The 16,786-nt window shown below is 63.8% G+C and carries 15 protein-coding genes and 2 pseudogenes; 9 read left to right on the top strand and 8 right to left on the bottom strand.

What is annotated here, in order from left to right; all coding sequences use genetic code 11:
• The first annotated feature begins 97 nt into the window (after window positions 1-97).
• Together QE360_RS08655 and QE360_RS08650 are read left to right on the top strand one after the other, a co-directional pair.
• A complete protein-coding gene (locus QE360_RS08655; RefSeq protein WP_309700822.1) occupies window positions 98-2,143 on the top strand; it encodes a M13 family metallopeptidase in 2,046 nt (681 codons plus the stop codon).
• A gap of 112 nt (window positions 2,144-2,255) precedes the next feature.
• Window positions 2,256-2,807: an antibiotic biosynthesis monooxygenase gene (locus tag QE360_RS08650; protein ID WP_309700820.1), complete on the top strand. Its 552-nt coding sequence runs from the start codon at window positions 2,256-2,258 to the stop codon at window positions 2,805-2,807.
• Window positions 2,808-3,227: 420 nt separating this feature from the next.
• Here QE360_RS08650 and QE360_RS08645 read toward each other — a convergent pair whose 3' ends face one another.
• Together QE360_RS08645 and QE360_RS08640 are read right to left on the bottom strand one after the other, a co-directional pair.
• Entirely contained in the window at window positions 3,228-4,214 is a 987-nt protein-coding gene (locus QE360_RS08645) for an alpha/beta hydrolase (RefSeq protein WP_309700817.1), read from the bottom strand.
• 181 nt (window positions 4,215-4,395) lie between these two features.
• Window positions 4,396-5,223: an oxidoreductase gene (locus tag QE360_RS08640; RefSeq protein WP_309700816.1), complete on the bottom strand. Its 828-nt coding sequence runs from the start codon at window positions 5,221-5,223 to the stop codon at window positions 4,396-4,398.
• Window positions 5,224-5,320: 97 nt separating this feature from the next.
• On the opposite strand from QE360_RS08640, the pseudogene QE360_RS08635 reads away from it, so the two are divergent.
• The 3 genes and pseudogenes from QE360_RS08635 (at window position 5,321) to QE360_RS08625 (ending at window position 7,845) form a co-directional block, all read left to right on the top strand.
• Window positions 5,321-6,238: pseudogene (locus QE360_RS08635) on the top strand (LysR family transcriptional regulator).
• Window positions 6,239-6,297: 59 nt separating this feature from the next.
• A protein-coding gene (locus tag QE360_RS08630) for an IS5 family transposase (protein WP_309700814.1) occupies window positions 6,298-7,055 on the top strand; the annotation gives its coding sequence in 2 pieces (ribosomal slippage) (window positions 6,298-6,631 and window positions 6,631-7,055; 759 coding nt in all).
• A gap of 85 nt (window positions 7,056-7,140) precedes the next feature.
• A complete protein-coding gene (locus QE360_RS08625) occupies window positions 7,141-7,845 on the top strand; it encodes a hypothetical protein (RefSeq protein WP_309700812.1) in 705 nt (234 codons plus the stop codon).
• A 129-nt stretch (window positions 7,846-7,974) separates the two neighbouring features.
• On the opposite strand, the gene QE360_RS08620 is transcribed toward QE360_RS08625, so the two are convergent.
• The gene (locus QE360_RS08620; protein ID WP_279333301.1) at window positions 7,975-8,313 is read right to left on the bottom strand and encodes a hypothetical protein; all 339 of its coding nucleotides are present in this window, start codon (window positions 8,311-8,313) and stop codon (window positions 7,975-7,977) included.
• A complete protein-coding gene (locus tag QE360_RS08615; protein ID WP_279333303.1) occupies window positions 8,310-9,413 on the bottom strand; it encodes an IS5 family transposase in 1,104 nt (367 codons plus the stop codon). The genes QE360_RS08620 and QE360_RS08615 overlap by 4 nt, the downstream gene beginning before the upstream one ends.
• A gap of 214 nt (window positions 9,414-9,627) precedes the next feature.
• On the opposite strand from QE360_RS08615, the gene QE360_RS08610 reads away from it, so the two are divergent.
• On the top strand, window positions 9,628-10,359 hold the full coding sequence (locus tag QE360_RS08610; RefSeq protein ID WP_309700808.1) for a hypothetical protein: 732 nt from the start codon (window positions 9,628-9,630) through the stop codon (window positions 10,357-10,359).
• Window positions 10,360-10,502: 143 nt separating this feature from the next.
• Here QE360_RS08610 and tnpC read toward each other — a convergent pair.
• From tnpC to QE360_RS08590, 4 genes and pseudogenes are all read right to left on the bottom strand, one after another.
• Window positions 10,503-12,152: pseudogene (gene tnpC, locus QE360_RS08605) on the bottom strand (IS66 family transposase).
• 43 nt (window positions 12,153-12,195) lie between these two features.
• Entirely contained in the window at window positions 12,196-12,528 is a 333-nt protein-coding gene (gene tnpB, locus QE360_RS08600; protein WP_309700806.1) for an IS66 family insertion sequence element accessory protein TnpB, read from the bottom strand.
• Complete coding sequence (tnpA, locus tag QE360_RS08595; RefSeq protein ID WP_267436060.1) at window positions 12,525-12,899, bottom strand: IS66-like element accessory protein TnpA; 375 nt, start codon at window positions 12,897-12,899, stop codon at window positions 12,525-12,527. Before tnpA ends, tnpB begins: the two co-directional genes overlap by 4 nt.
• 406 nt (window positions 12,900-13,305) lie before the next feature.
• The gene (locus QE360_RS08590; RefSeq protein WP_309700804.1) at window positions 13,306-14,184 is read right to left on the bottom strand and encodes a LysR family transcriptional regulator; all 879 of its coding nucleotides are present in this window, start codon (window positions 14,182-14,184) and stop codon (window positions 13,306-13,308) included.
• A 239-nt stretch (window positions 14,185-14,423) separates the two neighbouring features.
• On the opposite strand from QE360_RS08590, the gene QE360_RS08585 reads away from it, so the two are divergent.
• From QE360_RS08585 to QE360_RS08575, 3 genes are read left to right on the top strand one after another with little or no spacing between them, the layout of a single operon-like run.
• Window positions 14,424-15,080 carry a type 1 glutamine amidotransferase domain-containing protein gene (locus tag QE360_RS08585; RefSeq protein ID WP_309700802.1) on the top strand — a complete coding sequence of 219 codons (657 nt, stop codon included), beginning with the start codon at window positions 14,424-14,426 and terminating at the stop codon, window positions 15,078-15,080.
• 2 nt (window positions 15,081-15,082) lie between these two features.
• Entirely contained in the window at window positions 15,083-15,538 is a 456-nt protein-coding gene (locus tag QE360_RS08580; protein ID WP_309700799.1) for a VOC family protein, read from the top strand.
• Window positions 15,538-16,644 carry an NADH:flavin oxidoreductase/NADH oxidase gene (locus QE360_RS08575; protein ID WP_309700797.1) on the top strand — a complete coding sequence of 369 codons (1,107 nt, stop codon included), beginning with the start codon at window positions 15,538-15,540 and terminating at the stop codon, window positions 16,642-16,644. Before QE360_RS08580 ends, QE360_RS08575 begins: the two co-directional genes overlap by 1 nt.
• The last annotated feature ends 142 nt before the right edge of the window (window positions 16,645-16,786 follow it).

Below are 16,786 nucleotides of genomic sequence, written 5' to 3'. Positions count from 1 at the left end.
AGCATGTCTTCCGCGTCACATTCGGCGCAGCCCCTTGACGGGAGCGGGGCAAGGGGTGCTCCATCGGTCAGCAACACTGTCTGAATCCGGAAACACCATGAAACGCCTCGCGCTCTCGCTCGCCCTGCTCGCCTCCACCGCTGCCGTCGCCCAGACCGGCGCCCTTTCGGGCGTCGACAAGGCGCTGATGGACGGGGCGGTCAAGCCCGGCGACAATTTCGACGCTTATGCCAATGGCACCTGGCGCAAGACCGCCCAGATTCCCGCCGATCGCTCCTCGATCGGCGTCGGGCTCGACGTCTCGCTCCGTGCCGAGGCGCGCAATGCCGCGATCATCAAGGGGGCCGCGGCCGCCCGTGGCGCACCGGGCAGCGACGAGCAGCGGATCGCCGACTATTACGCCGCCTATACCGATACCGCCGGGATCGAGGCGCGCGGGTTGAAGCCGATCCAGCCCGGCCTGGCCGCGATCGCCGCGATCCGCGACAAACATGGCCTGTCGCGCGCGATCGGTGCCGCGATGCGCGCCGATACCGATCCGTTCAACAACAACAATTACGCCAGCACCAACGACCTGTTCGGCCTGTTCGTCAGCCAGGATCTGAACCATCCGACGCGCAACATCCCCTATCTGATGCAGGGCGGGCTCGGCCTGCCCGACCGCGACTATTACCTGTCCGACAAGCCCGAGATGGCGGAGATTCGCACCGCCTATCGCGCCTATCTGGGCCAGTTGCTGCAACTGGCGGGGCTGTCCGATCCGCAAGCCCGCGCCGACCGCATCTTCGCCCTCGAACAGAAGATCGCGGCGGCCCAGGCCGACATCATCGCCAGCCAGGATGCGCACAAGGGCGACAATCCCTGGACCCGCGCCGACTTCGCCACGCGCGCGCCGGGGCTGGACTGGGCCGCATTCTGGACGGCGGCTGGCGTGCCCGCGAGCCAGCGCGACTTCATCGCCTGGCAACCCGGCGCGATCGCCAAACTGTCCGCACTCGTCGCCAGCGAGCCGCTGCAAAGCTGGCGGGACTGGCTCGCCTTCCACATGATCAACCAGGTGACCGGCTCGCTGCCCAAGGCGATCGACGACGCGTCCTTCGGCTTTTACGGCCGCACGCTGACCGGCACGCCCGCCCAGCAACCGCGCGAGAAGCGGGGCATCGCGGCGGTCAATAGCGCGCTCGGCGAGGCGGTGGGCAAGATCTATGCCCGGCGCTATTTCCCGGCCTCGTCCAAGGTCGAGATCCAGCATATGGTGACGAACATCGTCGCCGCCTTCGACCGCCGCATCGCCGCGCTCGACTGGATGGCACCCGCCACCAAGGCGGAGGCGAGGGCCAAGCTGGCGGTGCTCAAGGTCGGGGTCGGCTATCCCGACCATTGGTGGAACTACCCGACCTTCGCGGTGCGCGCCGACGATCCCGTCGGCAATGCGCAGCGGGCGCGGCTGTCGCTCTATCGCTATCACCTCGCCAAGCTCGGCAAGCCGGTCGATCGCGGCGAATGGTGGATGACGCCGCAGACGGTCAATGCGGTCAACCTGCCGCTCCAGAATGCGCTGAACTTTCCGGCCGCGATCCTGGAGAGCCCCTATTTCGATCCCCGGTTCGACGCGGCGGCCAATTACGGCGCGATCGGATCGGTGATCGGGCATGAGATCAGCCACAGCTTCGACAATCTGGGCGCCGATTTCGACTCGACCGGGCGGCTGCACAATTGGTGGACGCCTGCCGACCTCAAGCGGTTCGAGGGCGCGGGCCAGGCGCTGGTCGCCCAATACAATGCCTATGAGGCGTTGCCCGGGCTCCGCCTCAACGGCGAGCAGGAACTAGGCGAGAATATCGCCGATGTCGCCGGACTCACCGCCTCCTACGAAGCCTATCGCGCCTCGCTCGGGGGCAAGCCCGCCCCGGTCATCGACGGGCTGACCGGCGACCAGCGATTCTTCCTGGCCTTTGCGCAGAGCTGGCGGACCAAGATGCGCGACAAGGCGCTGCGCGCCCGGATCGCGACCGACGTCCACGCCCCCGCGCCGTGGCGGGTCCTGACGGTCCGCAACCTCGACGCCTGGTATGCGCCCTTCGACGTCCAGCCGGGGCAGGCGCTTTACCTGATGCCCGAAAAGCGGGTCCATATCTGGTAAATGGCGACACGGCCCCATGCGCCTCCGGCATCGCAGGCGCATGGGGGCGCGGCATGGCCCATCACCGATGCTTGGGTAGAAACGAGACGGCCATCCGGACGTTCTCCCCGCCATGCCACTCGACCCCGAAGAGACCGCGACCATCGTGACCAGCCGCGCCATCCGCGCGGAGCATGAGGAGGATTTCGAGCGATGGGCCGCCGAACTGGATAGGCTGGCCCGCGCCGAACCGGGCTTTCGCGCCAGCATCCGACTGGGCCAAACGGCGGGCTTTCAGCATCTCCTCTTCCGCTTCGACGATCGTGGCACGGCCGAGGCCTGGCGCAACAGCCCCGCCTTTGTCGCGCATGTGGCCATGGCCGACGACTATTCCACCGCGCTTGACCAGATCGATACCGGCGACGTCGTCCGCTTCGAATTGCCGAGCGACGCCAGCGCCAGCAAGTGGAAGCGTTTCGTGACGACATGGCTGACGGTCTTCCCGGTTCTGCTGATCGTCAGCCTGAGCGTGCGCATCGTGGTGAAGGAGGCCCCCCTGCCCCTGCAACTGCTCCCCTCGTCCCTGCTGCTCACCGCGACCCTGCAATGGGTGATCCTGCCGCGCCTGCAGCGACACACCCGTTTCTGGCTGCTTCAGGACGGCTCCGGCCATCTGAGGACCTGACAGACGCGCGGCTTTGCCGCTCGCGCAATGGTGCGCGTCTTATCGAGAGCGTGCAGATCTGCTCGGACGAGGCCGATGGCCCAGAGGGGGAGTTGGTTGCGAGCGTGGCGTCGCTGATGGCGTATGCCCTAAACGACAACGCCGCCCTGGAGGGCGGCGTTGTCGAGTTCTAAGGCGTTGGTTGCGGGGGCAGGATGATTTTGCACCCACGCCAACACCTATCAATATGATTTACTTGCCTATTTCTTTCACGTTACCGGCTGACACCCCCATCGATACCCCCAGCTGGGTCTGAAGCGCCGAGGCGGTAAAAATCTGCGACAAATGGTCAAAGTAGCGGCAGCTCGACTATGAGGCATCAAGTCGCATTGAAACCGAATGCATCGCTGTTTTCATTGGGTACAATTTTGAAAGAGTACGTCACTGCCAGCGAGCTTTAACGAACCGGGCTATCTCGGCCGCCAAGTCGTCGTCCTCCGGGGTGTTCCCTTGAAATCCTCCGTGCGGCATCCCCTCAAAGACATGCAGCTCGGCATCCACATCCGCTTGGCGCAGTGCACGGTGCATCCGTACAGCGTTGGACAGGAAGAGGTCTCGCGTGCCGGATTGAAGGAAGGCCGGCGGCAGGCCTTTTAAATCTTCGAACAATGGCGAGAGATAAGGATGCGACAGGTCTGCCCCACCGGCATACAGCGCGTTGTTCCGCATCAATGATCCGGGCAGCACGACATCCACCATCTGATTAACCTGGAAACTGTCGCCGGACTCGGTCAGATCGACCTCTGGTGACAGGAGAACCATGCCGGCGGGCATGGGCAGTCCTTCGTCCTTCGCGCGCAGGAGCATCGCGACAGCAAGGTTGCCGCCCGCCGATCGCCCGCCCACGACGATGCGCGACGGTGCGTGCCGTTCCAGCACATAGCGATACGCCGCCATCGCGTCATTCAATGCCGCCGGATAGGGATGCTCGGGCGGCATCCTGTAATCGACGCCGTAGCTGAGCGCCCCAAGCCGATCCGCCTGCATTCGCGCCTGCACGCGACACGCCTCGCCGCGACCAAACACGAACGCTCCGCCATGGAAATCCACATAGGCACAATTCGGTGCCGATATGGCTTCAGGCGTCGCGACGTGAATCGTGGTCTTGCCGATGCGAAGCGTCTCGGCGCTGGCACGCAACGTACCGGCCAGCCCTTTCACTGCAGCCGCATAATGCCCGTCCGCTGCCGCCTTGATCTTCATCCAGCCCGCATGATCGTCCGGCGGTGGCATCGAGTAGAGCGCGTTGATCGGGACGCCATCGTCATTCACCAGTCGTTCGAGACTGGCGCGAGCCTCCTGGCTTATCGATGAGGGGAAGGGTATCAAACGGCCCTGGACCATAATGCCGCTCTTCTGGTCGATCATGTCGTTGCGCTCCTCATGACGCGCGCCGGATCGCAGCTGCGCCGCAACCAATGCTGACGGGGCCCAAGCATTGCGTCAAAGCGCCCCCTCTCCTGTTCCCGTAAACGGACCTTGAGCGGGTTGGTCTTGCACCGCTGGGTGGCGCCGTCGTTTAAGGTGATAGCTGCTCAGGCCCAGCCTCTCAGGCATTTTCCTCATAATCGGTCGAACGCGTTACGCTTTCCCAGCGATCCATCTCGTCGATCACCACGTCGAGCTTCTCTCGGGCACGTCGCAGCGCGTCGCTCCCAAGCAGCAGATGAAGCGGCGGGTTGGGCGTGTCGACCAATTCGAGGATCGCCGCAGCCGCCTTGTCCGGATCGCCGATCTGGCGCCCGGCCATCGCGTCAAGCCGTGCGATTCCGGTCCCGACGCTTTCGGCATACTGCTCGCGGCCCTGACTGCGGCGGATCGAATGACCACTGAGAAAGTCGGTACGAAAGGCACCGGGTGCGATGGCCGTGGCCTTGAGACCGAAAGGCGCGACTTCCTGGGCTAGGCTCTGTGTTAGGCCTTCGAGCGCGGATTTGGTCGCCGAATAGAGGCCAGACGATCCCGCCGGCGCACGGCCTGCGATCGAGGTGATGTTCAGGATGTGACCGCTGCCCTGCCGCCGCATGGCCGGAAGCGCGGCGCGGATGATGGCAAAGGGTGCAAAGACGTTGACCGCGAACAGCCGTTGAAACTCGGCGTCCGTCGCTTCCTCGATCGCCCCGAGCAGGCCATAGCCGGCGTTGTTGACCAGCACGTCGATGTGGCCAACCTTGTCGAAGGCCGCACTTACAACCGGTGCGATTGCCGCCGCATCGGTAAGATCGACGGTCAGGACATGCAGCGTACCATGACCCACTTCCAAATCCGGCGCAGCCTCGCGCACCGTGCCGACGACGGTGTCTCCCCGGGCGAGCGCCGCCTGCGCGAGCGCCTTGCCGAGGCCGCGGGAAATACCCGTGATAAACCATGTCTTCATAGCTGTTCTCCTTCACCGCCAGATGTAGCGCTTCACTCCAAGCGGATAATCGACCATTTGCTACCCAGGCTTGTAAGGTCAGCTTCACAATGCTGAGATGCCCCCTATGATCCATCCCAGCGAGTTCGGTGCCTTGCGCGCCTTTGCAGCCGTCGCCGAGCAACGGAGTTTCAGCCGGGCGGCCGAGCAGTTGGGGGTATCGTCCTCGGCGCTGAGCCAGTTGATCCGCGGCCTGGAGGAGCGGCTAGGCATCCGCCTGCTCCATCGCACCACCCGCAGCGTGTCGTTGACCGAGGCTGGCGCCGGGCTGCTCGGTGATATCGCACCCGCGATCGACAGCCTGACGGGCGCCCTGGAGCAGGCGCGTACTGCCGCGAAGCTGCCGGCCGGTACAGTCCGCCTGCACTGCTTCCATGCTGCCGCAGACAGGTTCGTGGTGCCGATCCTGCCGAGGCTGGCGCGCGCATTCCCCGACATCACGCTCGATCTCACGATTGATGACACGGTCGTCGACATCGTCGGCAGCGGCTATGATGCCGCAATCCGTATCGGCGAGGTGATCGAACGCGACATGGTCGCACTTCGGCTAGGCGAGGATATTCGCCAGCTGGCTGTCGCCGCGCCCGCATACCTGGCCGAGCACGGCGTTCCGCAAACGCCAAAGGATCTGCTCCAGCATCGTTGCATCCGCTGGCGCTGACCGGGGCAGCCCGGCCCCTATGCATGGGAGTTTTTCGAGAAGGGCCACTGGTTCTCGGTGGCGGTCGAAGGGCCGTTGATCACCAGCAGCCGCGCCGTGATGGTGGACGCCGCGCTTGCTGGCATCGGGATCGCCTTCCTCAAGGAGGAGTCTGTCGTCAACGCTTTTGCGCAAGGTGCCCTCGTTCCGCTGCTGGCGGAGTGGTCGGTTCCCTTTCCCGGCTATTATTTGTGTTACCCCCAGCAACGGCAGATGGCACCGGCCCTGCGCGCGGTAATCGATATGATCAGATCGGGTGAGGATGCGGCTTTCTAGGGTCAGGACCTATTGATGTGAACGTCGCGATCTGATTCAGGCTCCGTGAGGAGACCGGGATGAGCGACCTGTTTTGGCTGACGGATGAGCAGATGGAGCGTTTGGCGCCATTCTTTCCCAAGAGCCACGGGAAGCCGCGCGTCGATGATCGTCGGGTGCTGAGCGGCATCGTGTTCGTCAACCGCAACGGTCTGCGCTGGCGAGATGCGCCCAGCGCTTATGGTCCTCACAAGACGCTGTACAACCGGTGGAAGCGCTGGGGCGAGATGGGCGTGTTCACGCGCATAATGGAGGGGCTGGCTGCGGCGGATGCTGAACCCACGACCGTCATGATCGATGCGACCTACCTCAAGGCGCACCGCACGGCATCGAGCCTGCGGGTTAAAAGGGGGATCTCGGCCGCCTGATCGGGCGCACCAAAGGGGGCATGAACACGAAGCTCCATGCTGTCGCCGACGCAAACGGCCGCCCCTTGAGCTTCTTCATGACCGCGGGCCAAGTCAGCGACTACACCGGAGCAGCGGCGCTACTTGACGACCTGCCCAAGGCACAGTGGCTGCTCGGCGACAGAGGCTATGACGCCGACTGGTTCAGGGATGCCCTCCAGGCAAAGGGCATCCAGGCCTGCATCCCAGGCCGGCGATCCCGCAACGAGCCCGTCAGATACGACAAGCGCCGCTACCGGCGCCGCAGCCGTATCGAGATCATGTTCGGCCGCCTCAAGGACTGGCGCCGCGTTGCCACCCGCTACGATCGGTGCCCAACGGCCTTCTTCTCCGCCGTTGCTCTCGCTGCCACCGTCATCTTCTGGTTATGATCAACGAGTCCTGACCCTAGCGCTCGCTGCAATGGCGGCTGTTTGGATAGTTTCGGGTGTCCGTGCCCTGCCGACTGGCGAAGCTATGACGGCGGCATGGATTGGATTCGCGGGTAGCGTCATTGGAGCGCTAATTACCGTGGTAGTCGCGCTGTTGGCACTATGGCCCGCCTATCGCCAGATGGGGGAAATGCAGCGCGCTTCATCTGTCCAGTCGGGCCAGATTTTGCGCGTCCGTCTGCGGGCTCTGCAAACTGACTGGAATATATTGCTGAAAAACACGTTCGAAAATCGGATGCCCGAACTGCTACGGATCGAACCCGATGACGATCTCGCTCACTGGGCGGGCCGCCATCCAGATAATGTCGCCGAACTACGGGACATAATTCTGCCGCGCATTGAGGAGATTCACTCCGAACTGATCATGGCGTCGATGGGGATCGATCTGCCCGATCTTGATCGCGGCGATTATATCATGGTGCTGCAGGACTATGCCGCCATGCTCCGCACAGTCTTAGACGGACTGCCGCGAGGCAAGACGGATGCATCCGGGCAACCATTGACCGCCGAGCAGTGGCGCGCCCACGTCGTAGCGACAAAAAATTTCGTCGAGCGTCGGCTGCCGCAGGCCCATTTGGCATTCAATAATATCTACAACGCCGCCAATCAGATTATCCGGTGGCAAATCATCCAAGCTGATCGTTCGGCTATTGGCCCTGAAAACACCAGGCTGTTTGACGCAACACAAAAGCAGTCTGCTGCTCTCTCAAAAAGGCCTGCGGGCGAATGACGCAATGCACGATATCAGTCACCAGCGTCCTCGCGATCGGTATGACGCCCGAGAGAATACGGCTGCAGGTGTCGGCTACGATGAAGCGGGTATGATAGGTTCGCATAGGGGCTGAAAAGCGTGAGCGTATTAGCAGGCTGCTGAAAAATGCCATGGCTCGGCGATGGAGGTGGTTTGGTCGCCATTGTCGTAGGCGATCTCGCCTTCGAGGCTGCCGTCCTCGCACAGGTCAGCCCAGCCGTTGCCCTGGATCTGGTCACCTTCGTCGCTGCCGTTCCAGTCGAACTCGATGCCGCTGGTGGTGAAGCCGGCGTTCACCGCCGCGGTGAGCGCGCCGCAGGCCATCTCGCCGGTGCCGTCTGGATCGATGCGAAGAAAGGCAGGCCCGCACAGGTCGAGATGCTCTCGCGGCCATGCCGCGGCCTCGACGATCCGCCATCTGCCAGCCAGCGCGGCTGTGACGGTCATGATCCCGTCTCCAGCAGCCGGGGCAGCCGGATGAGATTGTATGCCGCAACGCTGAGCGTGAAGGCGAAGCGGACCCGCGCCAGTCCGCGAAAGCGTGTCTTTCCCTGTCCGGCAGCGGACTTTACCCAGCCGAACACCTCCTCGATCCGTTTGCGGATGCGCTGACTGGCGGCGTAGCCGGCGTGCCGGGTGGTGCGCCCGTCGATCGCCGAGCGCCGGCCGCTGGTGTTCTGCGCGACGTGCGGTGTCACGCACCGGTCGCGCAGGTCCGACACGAACTCTCGCGTGTCATAGGCCCGGTCCGCGCCCAGCGTGATGCGTTGCCCTTCGGGCCGGGCAAGGTCATCGACCATCGCCACCGCGGTCAGCCGCTCGGCGAACCCTGCCGCGCGCGTGGCTTCGGTGTCGACCACCAGTCCGTGCCGGTTCTCCATCAGCACATGGCCCATGTAGCACAGCCTGGCACCCGTGCCCGCGCTCTTGCGGTACAGCCGGGCGTCGGGATCGGTGAGCGAGGCGTGCGTATCGTTGCTGCGCTTCGTTCCCCGGAAATCAACCTCGGCGTTGCGCCCGCCCGGACCGTCGCCAGATGGGCCTTCGTCACCGGCATCCTCCTTCGGACGGAAGCTCTTCATGCTGCACCATGCCTCGATCAGCGTGCCGTCGACCGAGAAATGGTCGCTCGACAGCAGCCGCCGGATCTGCGGCAGGGCCAGGATCGAGGACAGGAAGCGAGCCGCGATCTCACCATCCAGCAGTCGTTCGCGGTTCTTCGAGAAGGTGGAGGCATCCCATACGCGGTCATCCACGCCCAGCCCCACGAACCAGCGGAACGACAGATCGAAGTCCAGCCGCTCCATCATCTGCCGTTCCGAGCGGATGCCGTGGAAAAACTGCAACAACAGCGCGCGCAGCAGCTTCTCCGGGGCGATCGACGGTCGCCCGATCCGCGCGTACGCCGCTTCCAGATCAGAGCCGATGCCCGCAAGGCCCGCGTTCACCACCTCGCGGATCTTCCGCAACGGGTGACCCGCCGGCATCCGCCGCTCCAGATCGACGTACGAGAACAATTCTCCCGACCGCGCATCCCCGCCCCGCATCCACTCGCCCTCATCGCCTCATCGCCTCATCGCCTCATCCGCGATGAATCATCTCCAGCCGTCCAAGCCAAGCCTTTTTCAGCAGCCTGTTAGAGGATATCGCCCCCGCCAATGTCTATTTTTTTGGGGGGGGGCAGCAGTCGACTTGCTTTCGGTCGCGCGAGGGGAAATTTGCTGCTGTTGCGCTTGATCACGCCCGCATTAGGCTGTTCTGATGAGGCTCCATCCAAAATTCGGCATTGGCATTTTCACTGTCGCTACATTTGCCTCGTTCGCCATGTGGCACTTGCTTAAAGACGACTGGTGGGGCGGGATCGCGGGCAATATGGCGGTCGGGCTCGTGACTATTCTTGTCATCGATCTGATCGTCGAGCGTGCGGTCGCGAGCGAGCGCAAGCCTGCTGTTGAAGTCTCGATCGAAGCTGCAAGGAGAATATTCGGCGAATGCCAGAAAATGGCGTTCGACCTGTACGGTGCGACCGTTTTGTCGAGAAATATAACTAAGGTTCAGCATCAAGCACTTGCCGAGACGAAGGCTGTTCGGGGCATGGCTCCATATCTCGCGGCTACTCCGTTGCGGCAGGAAGCATTTAACGAGCCCAAACAGCCCGTCATCGCTTACCTCTTTCAGGATGCCCTGACGGTACAGCAGCTGGTAAACCTCGCGCTCGCTACGCATTCGCAATACCTCGAACCCGACATCGTTGCGGCACTTTATCGGATCGGACAATCACAACTCATCACATTCACGATGTCAGCAGTAAGCATCGGCGTCGTTCCCAAGAATTTTGACCAGTCGATCTTCGATGAGTTTTTCGACCGCTTGGATGACCTCGCAAAATCTGTTGCCGACACGGACCCTAGATTGAGGGGCAAACTCCACGCGGGCGACACCTACTTGCTTTATGGACAACCGGGAATGTTTGCGTGGGAAGAAATGATCTGAAGGCCGCTGAAGGATGCGGTCTCGTGAGGCAGACGTCTTTCCCTGTCGGCTCACTGCAATCGCTTCACAGCAGCTAAACCGACGATCGCAGTCGTGTGGCATCAAGCTTCACCAATGAGTAAGCGTGGCGTGGAGGCCGTAGATTATGCTGCTTGTGCGGTCGACTGATCTACCTGCGGCATCCAATTCCAGGGCATGAGTTCGTCCCATCGGCTGGCAGGCCAGTCGCCCGCGACCTTGGCGATAACGTCAGCGATATAGGCCTGCGGGTCGACGCCGTTCGCCTTGCAGGTCTGGATGACGGTGTAGATGGCAGCGGCCCGTTCGCCACCTGCGCGCGAACCGGCGAACAGCCAGTTGCGGCGCCCAATGGCAACACCGCGCAGTGCACGCTCCGCGATATTGTTGTCGATTTCCAGACGACCCTCACCCAGGAAGCGCGACAGTGCCTGCCAGCGCTTGGTGCCGTAGGCGATGGCTTTGGCCATGTCGGACCTGGGCGACAGATGGCGAAGGGCGGCGTCGAGCACCTCGCGCAGGGCCTCGACCAGCGGTTTGCTCCGCTCCTGCCTGACACAACACCGTATGTCGGGCGGCTGGCCGCGCACCTCGGCCTCGACGGCATAGATCGCTCCGATCCGCTCGAGAATGTCGGTGGTCAGCGGCGTGGGCGACCGCTCGTGCAGATCGAAGACCTTGCGCCGGAAATGTGCCCAGCACGCGACTTCGGTCACGCCACCACGATACAGTCCGTCATAACCGGCATAGGCATCGGCCTGAAGGAAACCGCGGAAGCCGGCGAGATGGGCCATCGGGTGCGCGGCCGTGCGGTCGGGCGTGAAGCGATACCAGGTCGCGCGCGGCGCCGTGCCGCCGGACGCCTGGTCGTCGGCTGCGTACCCCTCCGCCTGCCTTCCAACGATGCTGCGCATCGCCGGAACCTTCTTGGCAGGCTCCGCCCATAGCCGCCCGGTCGCGGTCTTCCCCCGGCCGGGGTCGAGCACCGGCACGGGCGTGTCCCCGGCCTTCGCCGGGGCAGGCTAGGCATGGATCTTGTCGGCCTTGAGCACCTCGTCACGGATGCGGCTGACGATGGGGTCGAGGAGCACCGCGGCCTGTCCGGTCCAGCCCGCCAGCGTCGAGCGGTCGATGTCGAGCCCTTGCGCGGCCATCATCTCGGCCTGGCGGTAAAGCGGCAAATGGTGGTCGAACTTTGAGACGACGACGTGCGCCAGCGTGGCGAAGCTGGCCTTGCCACGCGCCACGGCCCTGACCGGGACGGGAGCCTGGACGATCTTGTCGCAGGAACGGCAGCTGTATTTGGGGCGGACGTTGCGCACGACCCGCCAGCGCACCGGCACGATGTCGAGCATCTCGTGTGCGTCTCGCCCAAGCGGGCGCAACGCGCCGCCACAGTCCGGGCAGGTGCAGGCACCCGATGCCGGCTCATGGATGACGTCCTCGCGTGGCAGATGTGCGGGCAGACTGCGGACGGGCACCGGCCGAACCGCCACGCCGCTGTCGGCCATCTCAGCCCCAGGCGCGTTGCGCTGCGTCTCCAGTTCCTCCAGCGCCAGTTCGAGCTGCTCGATCTCGCGGCCGAGCTTTTCGGACGAGGCACCGAACTGCATCCGCCGCAGCCGGGCGATCTGTCCGCGCAGGGTATCGATGAGCAGATCGCGGGCGGCGAGCGCGGCATTGGCCCGGGCGAGTAAGGCCTCCAGCGCGGCGATCCGCGCGGTGGCATCTGCAGGGGAAACAGGCGCTTCCGACACGCTGTCTTCATAGCAGATTGCAGGTCGGCGAGCGAGCAAAAGCGGCGTAAAACCGCCGTTCTCACCCCGCCAGCGTCGGCGTAAACGTCCGCTCGGGCCGACGCCAGTCGATGCCCTCCAGCAGCATCGACAATTGCGCCGGCGTCAGCACCACCGTGCCGGTCGCGGTCACCGGCCAGACGAAGCGGCCACGGTCGAGCCGCTTGGAAAACAGGCACAGGCCTTGCCCATCGAACCACAACAGCTTGACCAGATGACCCCGCTTGCCGCGGAACGCGAACAACGCTCCGGAATGCGGGTTCTGCACCAGCACCGCCAAACCATTGAACCCCTTGCGCATGTCGGTCACGCCGCATGCCAGGAACACCCGCGTCGGCAACGGCACCGGGCTCATCGCAGCACCGACAGCACCCGTGCCAGCGCCCCTGCATCCACGGCAGCATCCACGCTCACCCGCACGCCACCCGGCAGTTCGATATGGATGAACCCCGGTGGACATGGTGCCGGCTGCGGTGTCCGCACGACCGGTTCCGCCACCTGCACTTCGGCGAATACCGGCAACGACGGCACGGCACTCGCCAGCTTGCCCTCCCGCAACTGCTTGCGCCACGTGTAGATCAGGCTGCTCGACACCTCACGCCGGGCGATGACGTCGCAAACCCGCACCCCCGGCCGGAACGCCTCCGCCAGGATCTCCAGCTTCTCCGCGTCCGACCATCGCCGTCGACCCGACACACGGCCGACCACCTCCATCCGACCAGTCATACGAGTGATCGTATGACCAGTCGTAGAACCGAAAACTTCCCGCACCGCCTGCGCCCCCGTCAAAGGCGACAAGCATCCTGACCGCCAGCGCTACCGCAAGGCGGCCTGCTGACCACGCTTACACCAATGACGACTTTTGGGTGAAAGCGACTGCCCTGCCCTCCTGCCGCGACGACCCAAGAGCCGACCTTAGGGCACTTGGTAGTGCTACGTCGTGGGATACCTGGGGGCAGTATCGGTATCCGTGCGGCCGGCGATTGAAGATCCCTTTCCGTTTAGCATCGGCTCGACCGATGTTGGCGGGATGACCAAAGTCGGCCATTCGCGTCCCTCTTTCCGCTTTCAGGAACTGTTCAATCGTTCCTCTCAGTGTATCGAGCTCTCCGGGACCAGTCGACCTTACCGCTCATGCCTGCAATGCTCCGATCAGCGCATCGCGGGCTAATGCCACTCGGGGGTGGCGCAAGGAGGATTTGGCCCAGACGAGATAGAGTGCGTTGGTTGGCACGCAGACAGGCGCGGCAATTTCGACAAGGGTGCAGGCCGTGCGCTCGGCGCTGGTGAGATAACCGGGCAGCACCGTCCAACCCAGTCCTGCGCATAGCCCAGAGCGCAGGACGCGCAAATCCGGTGCGGTCAGGGCCGGAAGCCGGGTGACCTCGATTTGGTTCGCCTCCAGCCAATTGCGCACCAACGGCCGGTCGAGATCATAGGCAAGATAGGGCACCGTATTGAGTGCTTCACGCAGCGGCATGCGCGCAATCCGCTCGGCTATGGCGGGTGCGGCCACGGCGCGCAGGTCTTCCCTGCCGATCTCCTGATAAGCAAGCCGCGCGTCTTCGGGCTGGGATGCGGTGATGCCAAGGTGCACCTTGTCGTCGAGCAGCATGGCATAAAGTGCATCGCGCCCACCGATATGCAGGCGCAGATCAAGCCCTGAATCGAGCAGTGGCCCGAGTCTTGGCGTGATCATTTCGCCGAGAAGGTCGGATGGCGCGGCGATGTGCACCGTCCCCGAAATGCGAACCGACCGTGCGCGTGCCATTGCTAATGCGGCTTCGGCCCTGTCGAGGCTGCCACCAATCGAAGCGGCGAAATCGTCAGCGATCACCGTCGGACGGACACCGCGCGCATGGCGGTCGAAGAGCGGATGACCGAGTTGCGCCTCGAGTGAGGCGATGTGCTGGGAAACCGCAGGCTGCGTGATGCTGAGCGCGCGCGCTGCGTCGCTCAGGGACCGACGGCGATAGACTTCGATGAACGTGCGCATCTGGGGAAGGGACATTATGTTTCCATAAACTGATTTATGGCGGATGACCATTTTCGTTGGGTTTCATGATGGGCGATGTGGCCTATCTGATTGAGCATCGACGGGACAGACGGATAGCCGAGGCTGCATTCTGACAGGCTTTGGTGCGAGCCATCGCTGCAACGGCATCGTCACTTGCTCGCCTCCGCGATCCGGCACGCAAAGGAGCCAAGCCGATGGCACGAATTCTCATGATCGCCACGTCAGCCGACCGCATGACCCCCGGCACCGAGCCAACCGGCGTCTGGCTCGAAGAACTGACCACACCCTACTACGCCTTCCGCGATGCGGGCGCCGACGTGACCCTGGCCTCGATCAAGGGCGGCGCGATCCCGGTTGACCAGCGCAGCGTCAACGCCGATGGCGAGAATGATGCATCGGTCGAGCGCTATCTGAAGGACGAAGCGCTGAAGGCCGAAGTGGCCGATACGCCCGCTTTCACCAGTATCGACATTTCGAATTACGACGCGGTGTTCCTCCCCGGCGGGCACGGCACGATGTTCGACTATCCCGGCAGCGAAGACCTCGCGCGACTGGTCGAGCGGTTCGACCGCGAAGGCAAGATCGTGGCCGCCGTCTGCCACGGCCCCGCCGGGCTTGTTTCCGCGAAGAAGCCCGATGGCACGCCGTTCGTGGCGGGGCGCCGGGTTGCCGCCTTCACCGACAGCGAGGAACGCGCCGTGGGCCTCGATCAGGCCGTGCCGTTCCTGCTCGAAACCCGCATGAAGGAGCTGGGCGCGCACCATGAGGGCGGCCCCGATTTCCAGCCCTTCGCTCTGCGCGACGGCAATCTGGTGACCGGACAGAACCCCGCTTCGGCCACACGCACGGCGGAGCTGGTCATGGAAGCCCTCAAGGCAAAGACCGTCTGATCATGCGCTATCTCCACACCATGCTGCGGGTTGCCGATCCGGAGGTTACTATTCGTTTCTTCGAACTGCTGGGCCTCAGGGAGACCCGGCGGATCGAAAACGAGCAGGGGCGATTCACGCTGATCTTCCTGGCGGCCGACGAGGATCATCGCGGCGAGGGCAAGCCCGGCCAGGCCGAGGTAGAATTGACCTATAACTGGCCGCCAGAAGATGGCAGCCCGGTCGAGACCTACACCGGTGGCCGGAATTTCGGCCACCTCGCCTACCGCGTCGAGGACATCTACGAGACCTGCGCCCGGCTTCAGGCCGGCGGCGTGACGATCAATCGCCCGCCGCGTGATGGATATATGGCATTCATCCGCTCGCCCGACGGCATCTCGATCGAACTACTCCAGCAGGGCGAACATAAGGCGCCTGCCGAACCATGGGCTTCGATGCCCAACGTAGGAGAATGGTAATGGCCAAGCTTTTCGAACCCCTGGACGTGGGCGGGATGTCGCTCAGCAACCGTATCGTGATCGCGCCCATGTGCCAGTATTCGGCCGAAGACGGGGCGATGACCGACTGGCACCTGATCCATCTTGGCCAGCTCGCCATGTCGGGCGCGGGCGCTCTTACGATCGAGGCGACGGCGGTCACGCCCGAGGGGCGCATCACCTATGGCGATGTCGGATTGTGGGATGATGCCACCGAAGCGGCGATGCAGCGCGTCGTCGATGGCGTGCGCCGTTGGTCCAACATGCCACTGATGATCCAGCTGGCCCATGCCGGACGCAAGGCGAGTACGGCAAAGCCCTGGCACGGTGGGGCGCAGATTGCTCCCGATGCCGAACATGGTTGGCAGACCCTTGCCCCGAGCGCCCTGCCGTTCGAACCCGACGAGCATCCACCGCTCGCGCTCGATCGCGATGGTCTTGCGCGTATCCGCGATGCCTTTGCCAATGCGGCACGGCGCGCCGCCCGGATCGGTCTGGACTCGATCCAGATCCACGCCGCACACGGCTATCTCCTTCACCAATTCCTCTCGCCCCTCTCCAACACGCGCGAGGATGAATATGGCGGCGATCTTGCCAACCGGATGCGCTTCCCGCTCGAAGTGTTCGATGCCGTGCGCGCCGCCTTCCCGGCCGACAAGCCGGTGACGGTTCGCGTCTCGGGCACGGACTGGGTCGAAGGCGGCTGGACGGTGGACGAGACCGCGATCTTTGCGGCAGCACTCGAAGCGCGTGGATGTGCCGCGATCCACGTGTCCAGCGGGGGGCTTGACCCTCGCCAGAAAATTCCGGTCGGTCCATCCTATCAGGTTCCGCTGGCGAAGGTCGTGAAACAGGCTGTGTCGATGCCGGTCATCGCGGTCGGTCTCATCACCGACCCACATCAGGCCGAGGCCATCCTTCAAGATGGCGATGCGGACGCGATAGCGATTGCGCGCGGCGTGCTGTGGGACCCGCGCTGGCCTTGGCATGCGGCTGCGGCTCTCGGCGCATCGGTGGACGCACCACCGCAATATCTGCGGTCCGAACCACATGAGGCCGGGCGTGTCCTTAAGGAAATGAACCTATGAAGCTCTACAACGCCTGATCGTCACCGGAGGTCTTTCGCTTGCCGCCTGCTCGATTATCGGCGCGCCGAAGCCCCGGTGAACGAGCAGGTCGCATCCTTCGATGGCGCCATCCAAATAGGCCTTACGGTTGCAGTTTCTCTTG

The organism is Sphingomonas sp. SORGH_AS_0789 (genome assembly GCF_031453055.1).
In the GTDB taxonomy this organism is placed as follows: domain Bacteria; phylum Pseudomonadota; class Alphaproteobacteria; order Sphingomonadales; family Sphingomonadaceae; genus Sphingomonas.
The sequence above is the reverse complement of the archived record's forward strand: the minus strand, read 5'-3'. Positions and strand labels throughout refer to the sequence as shown.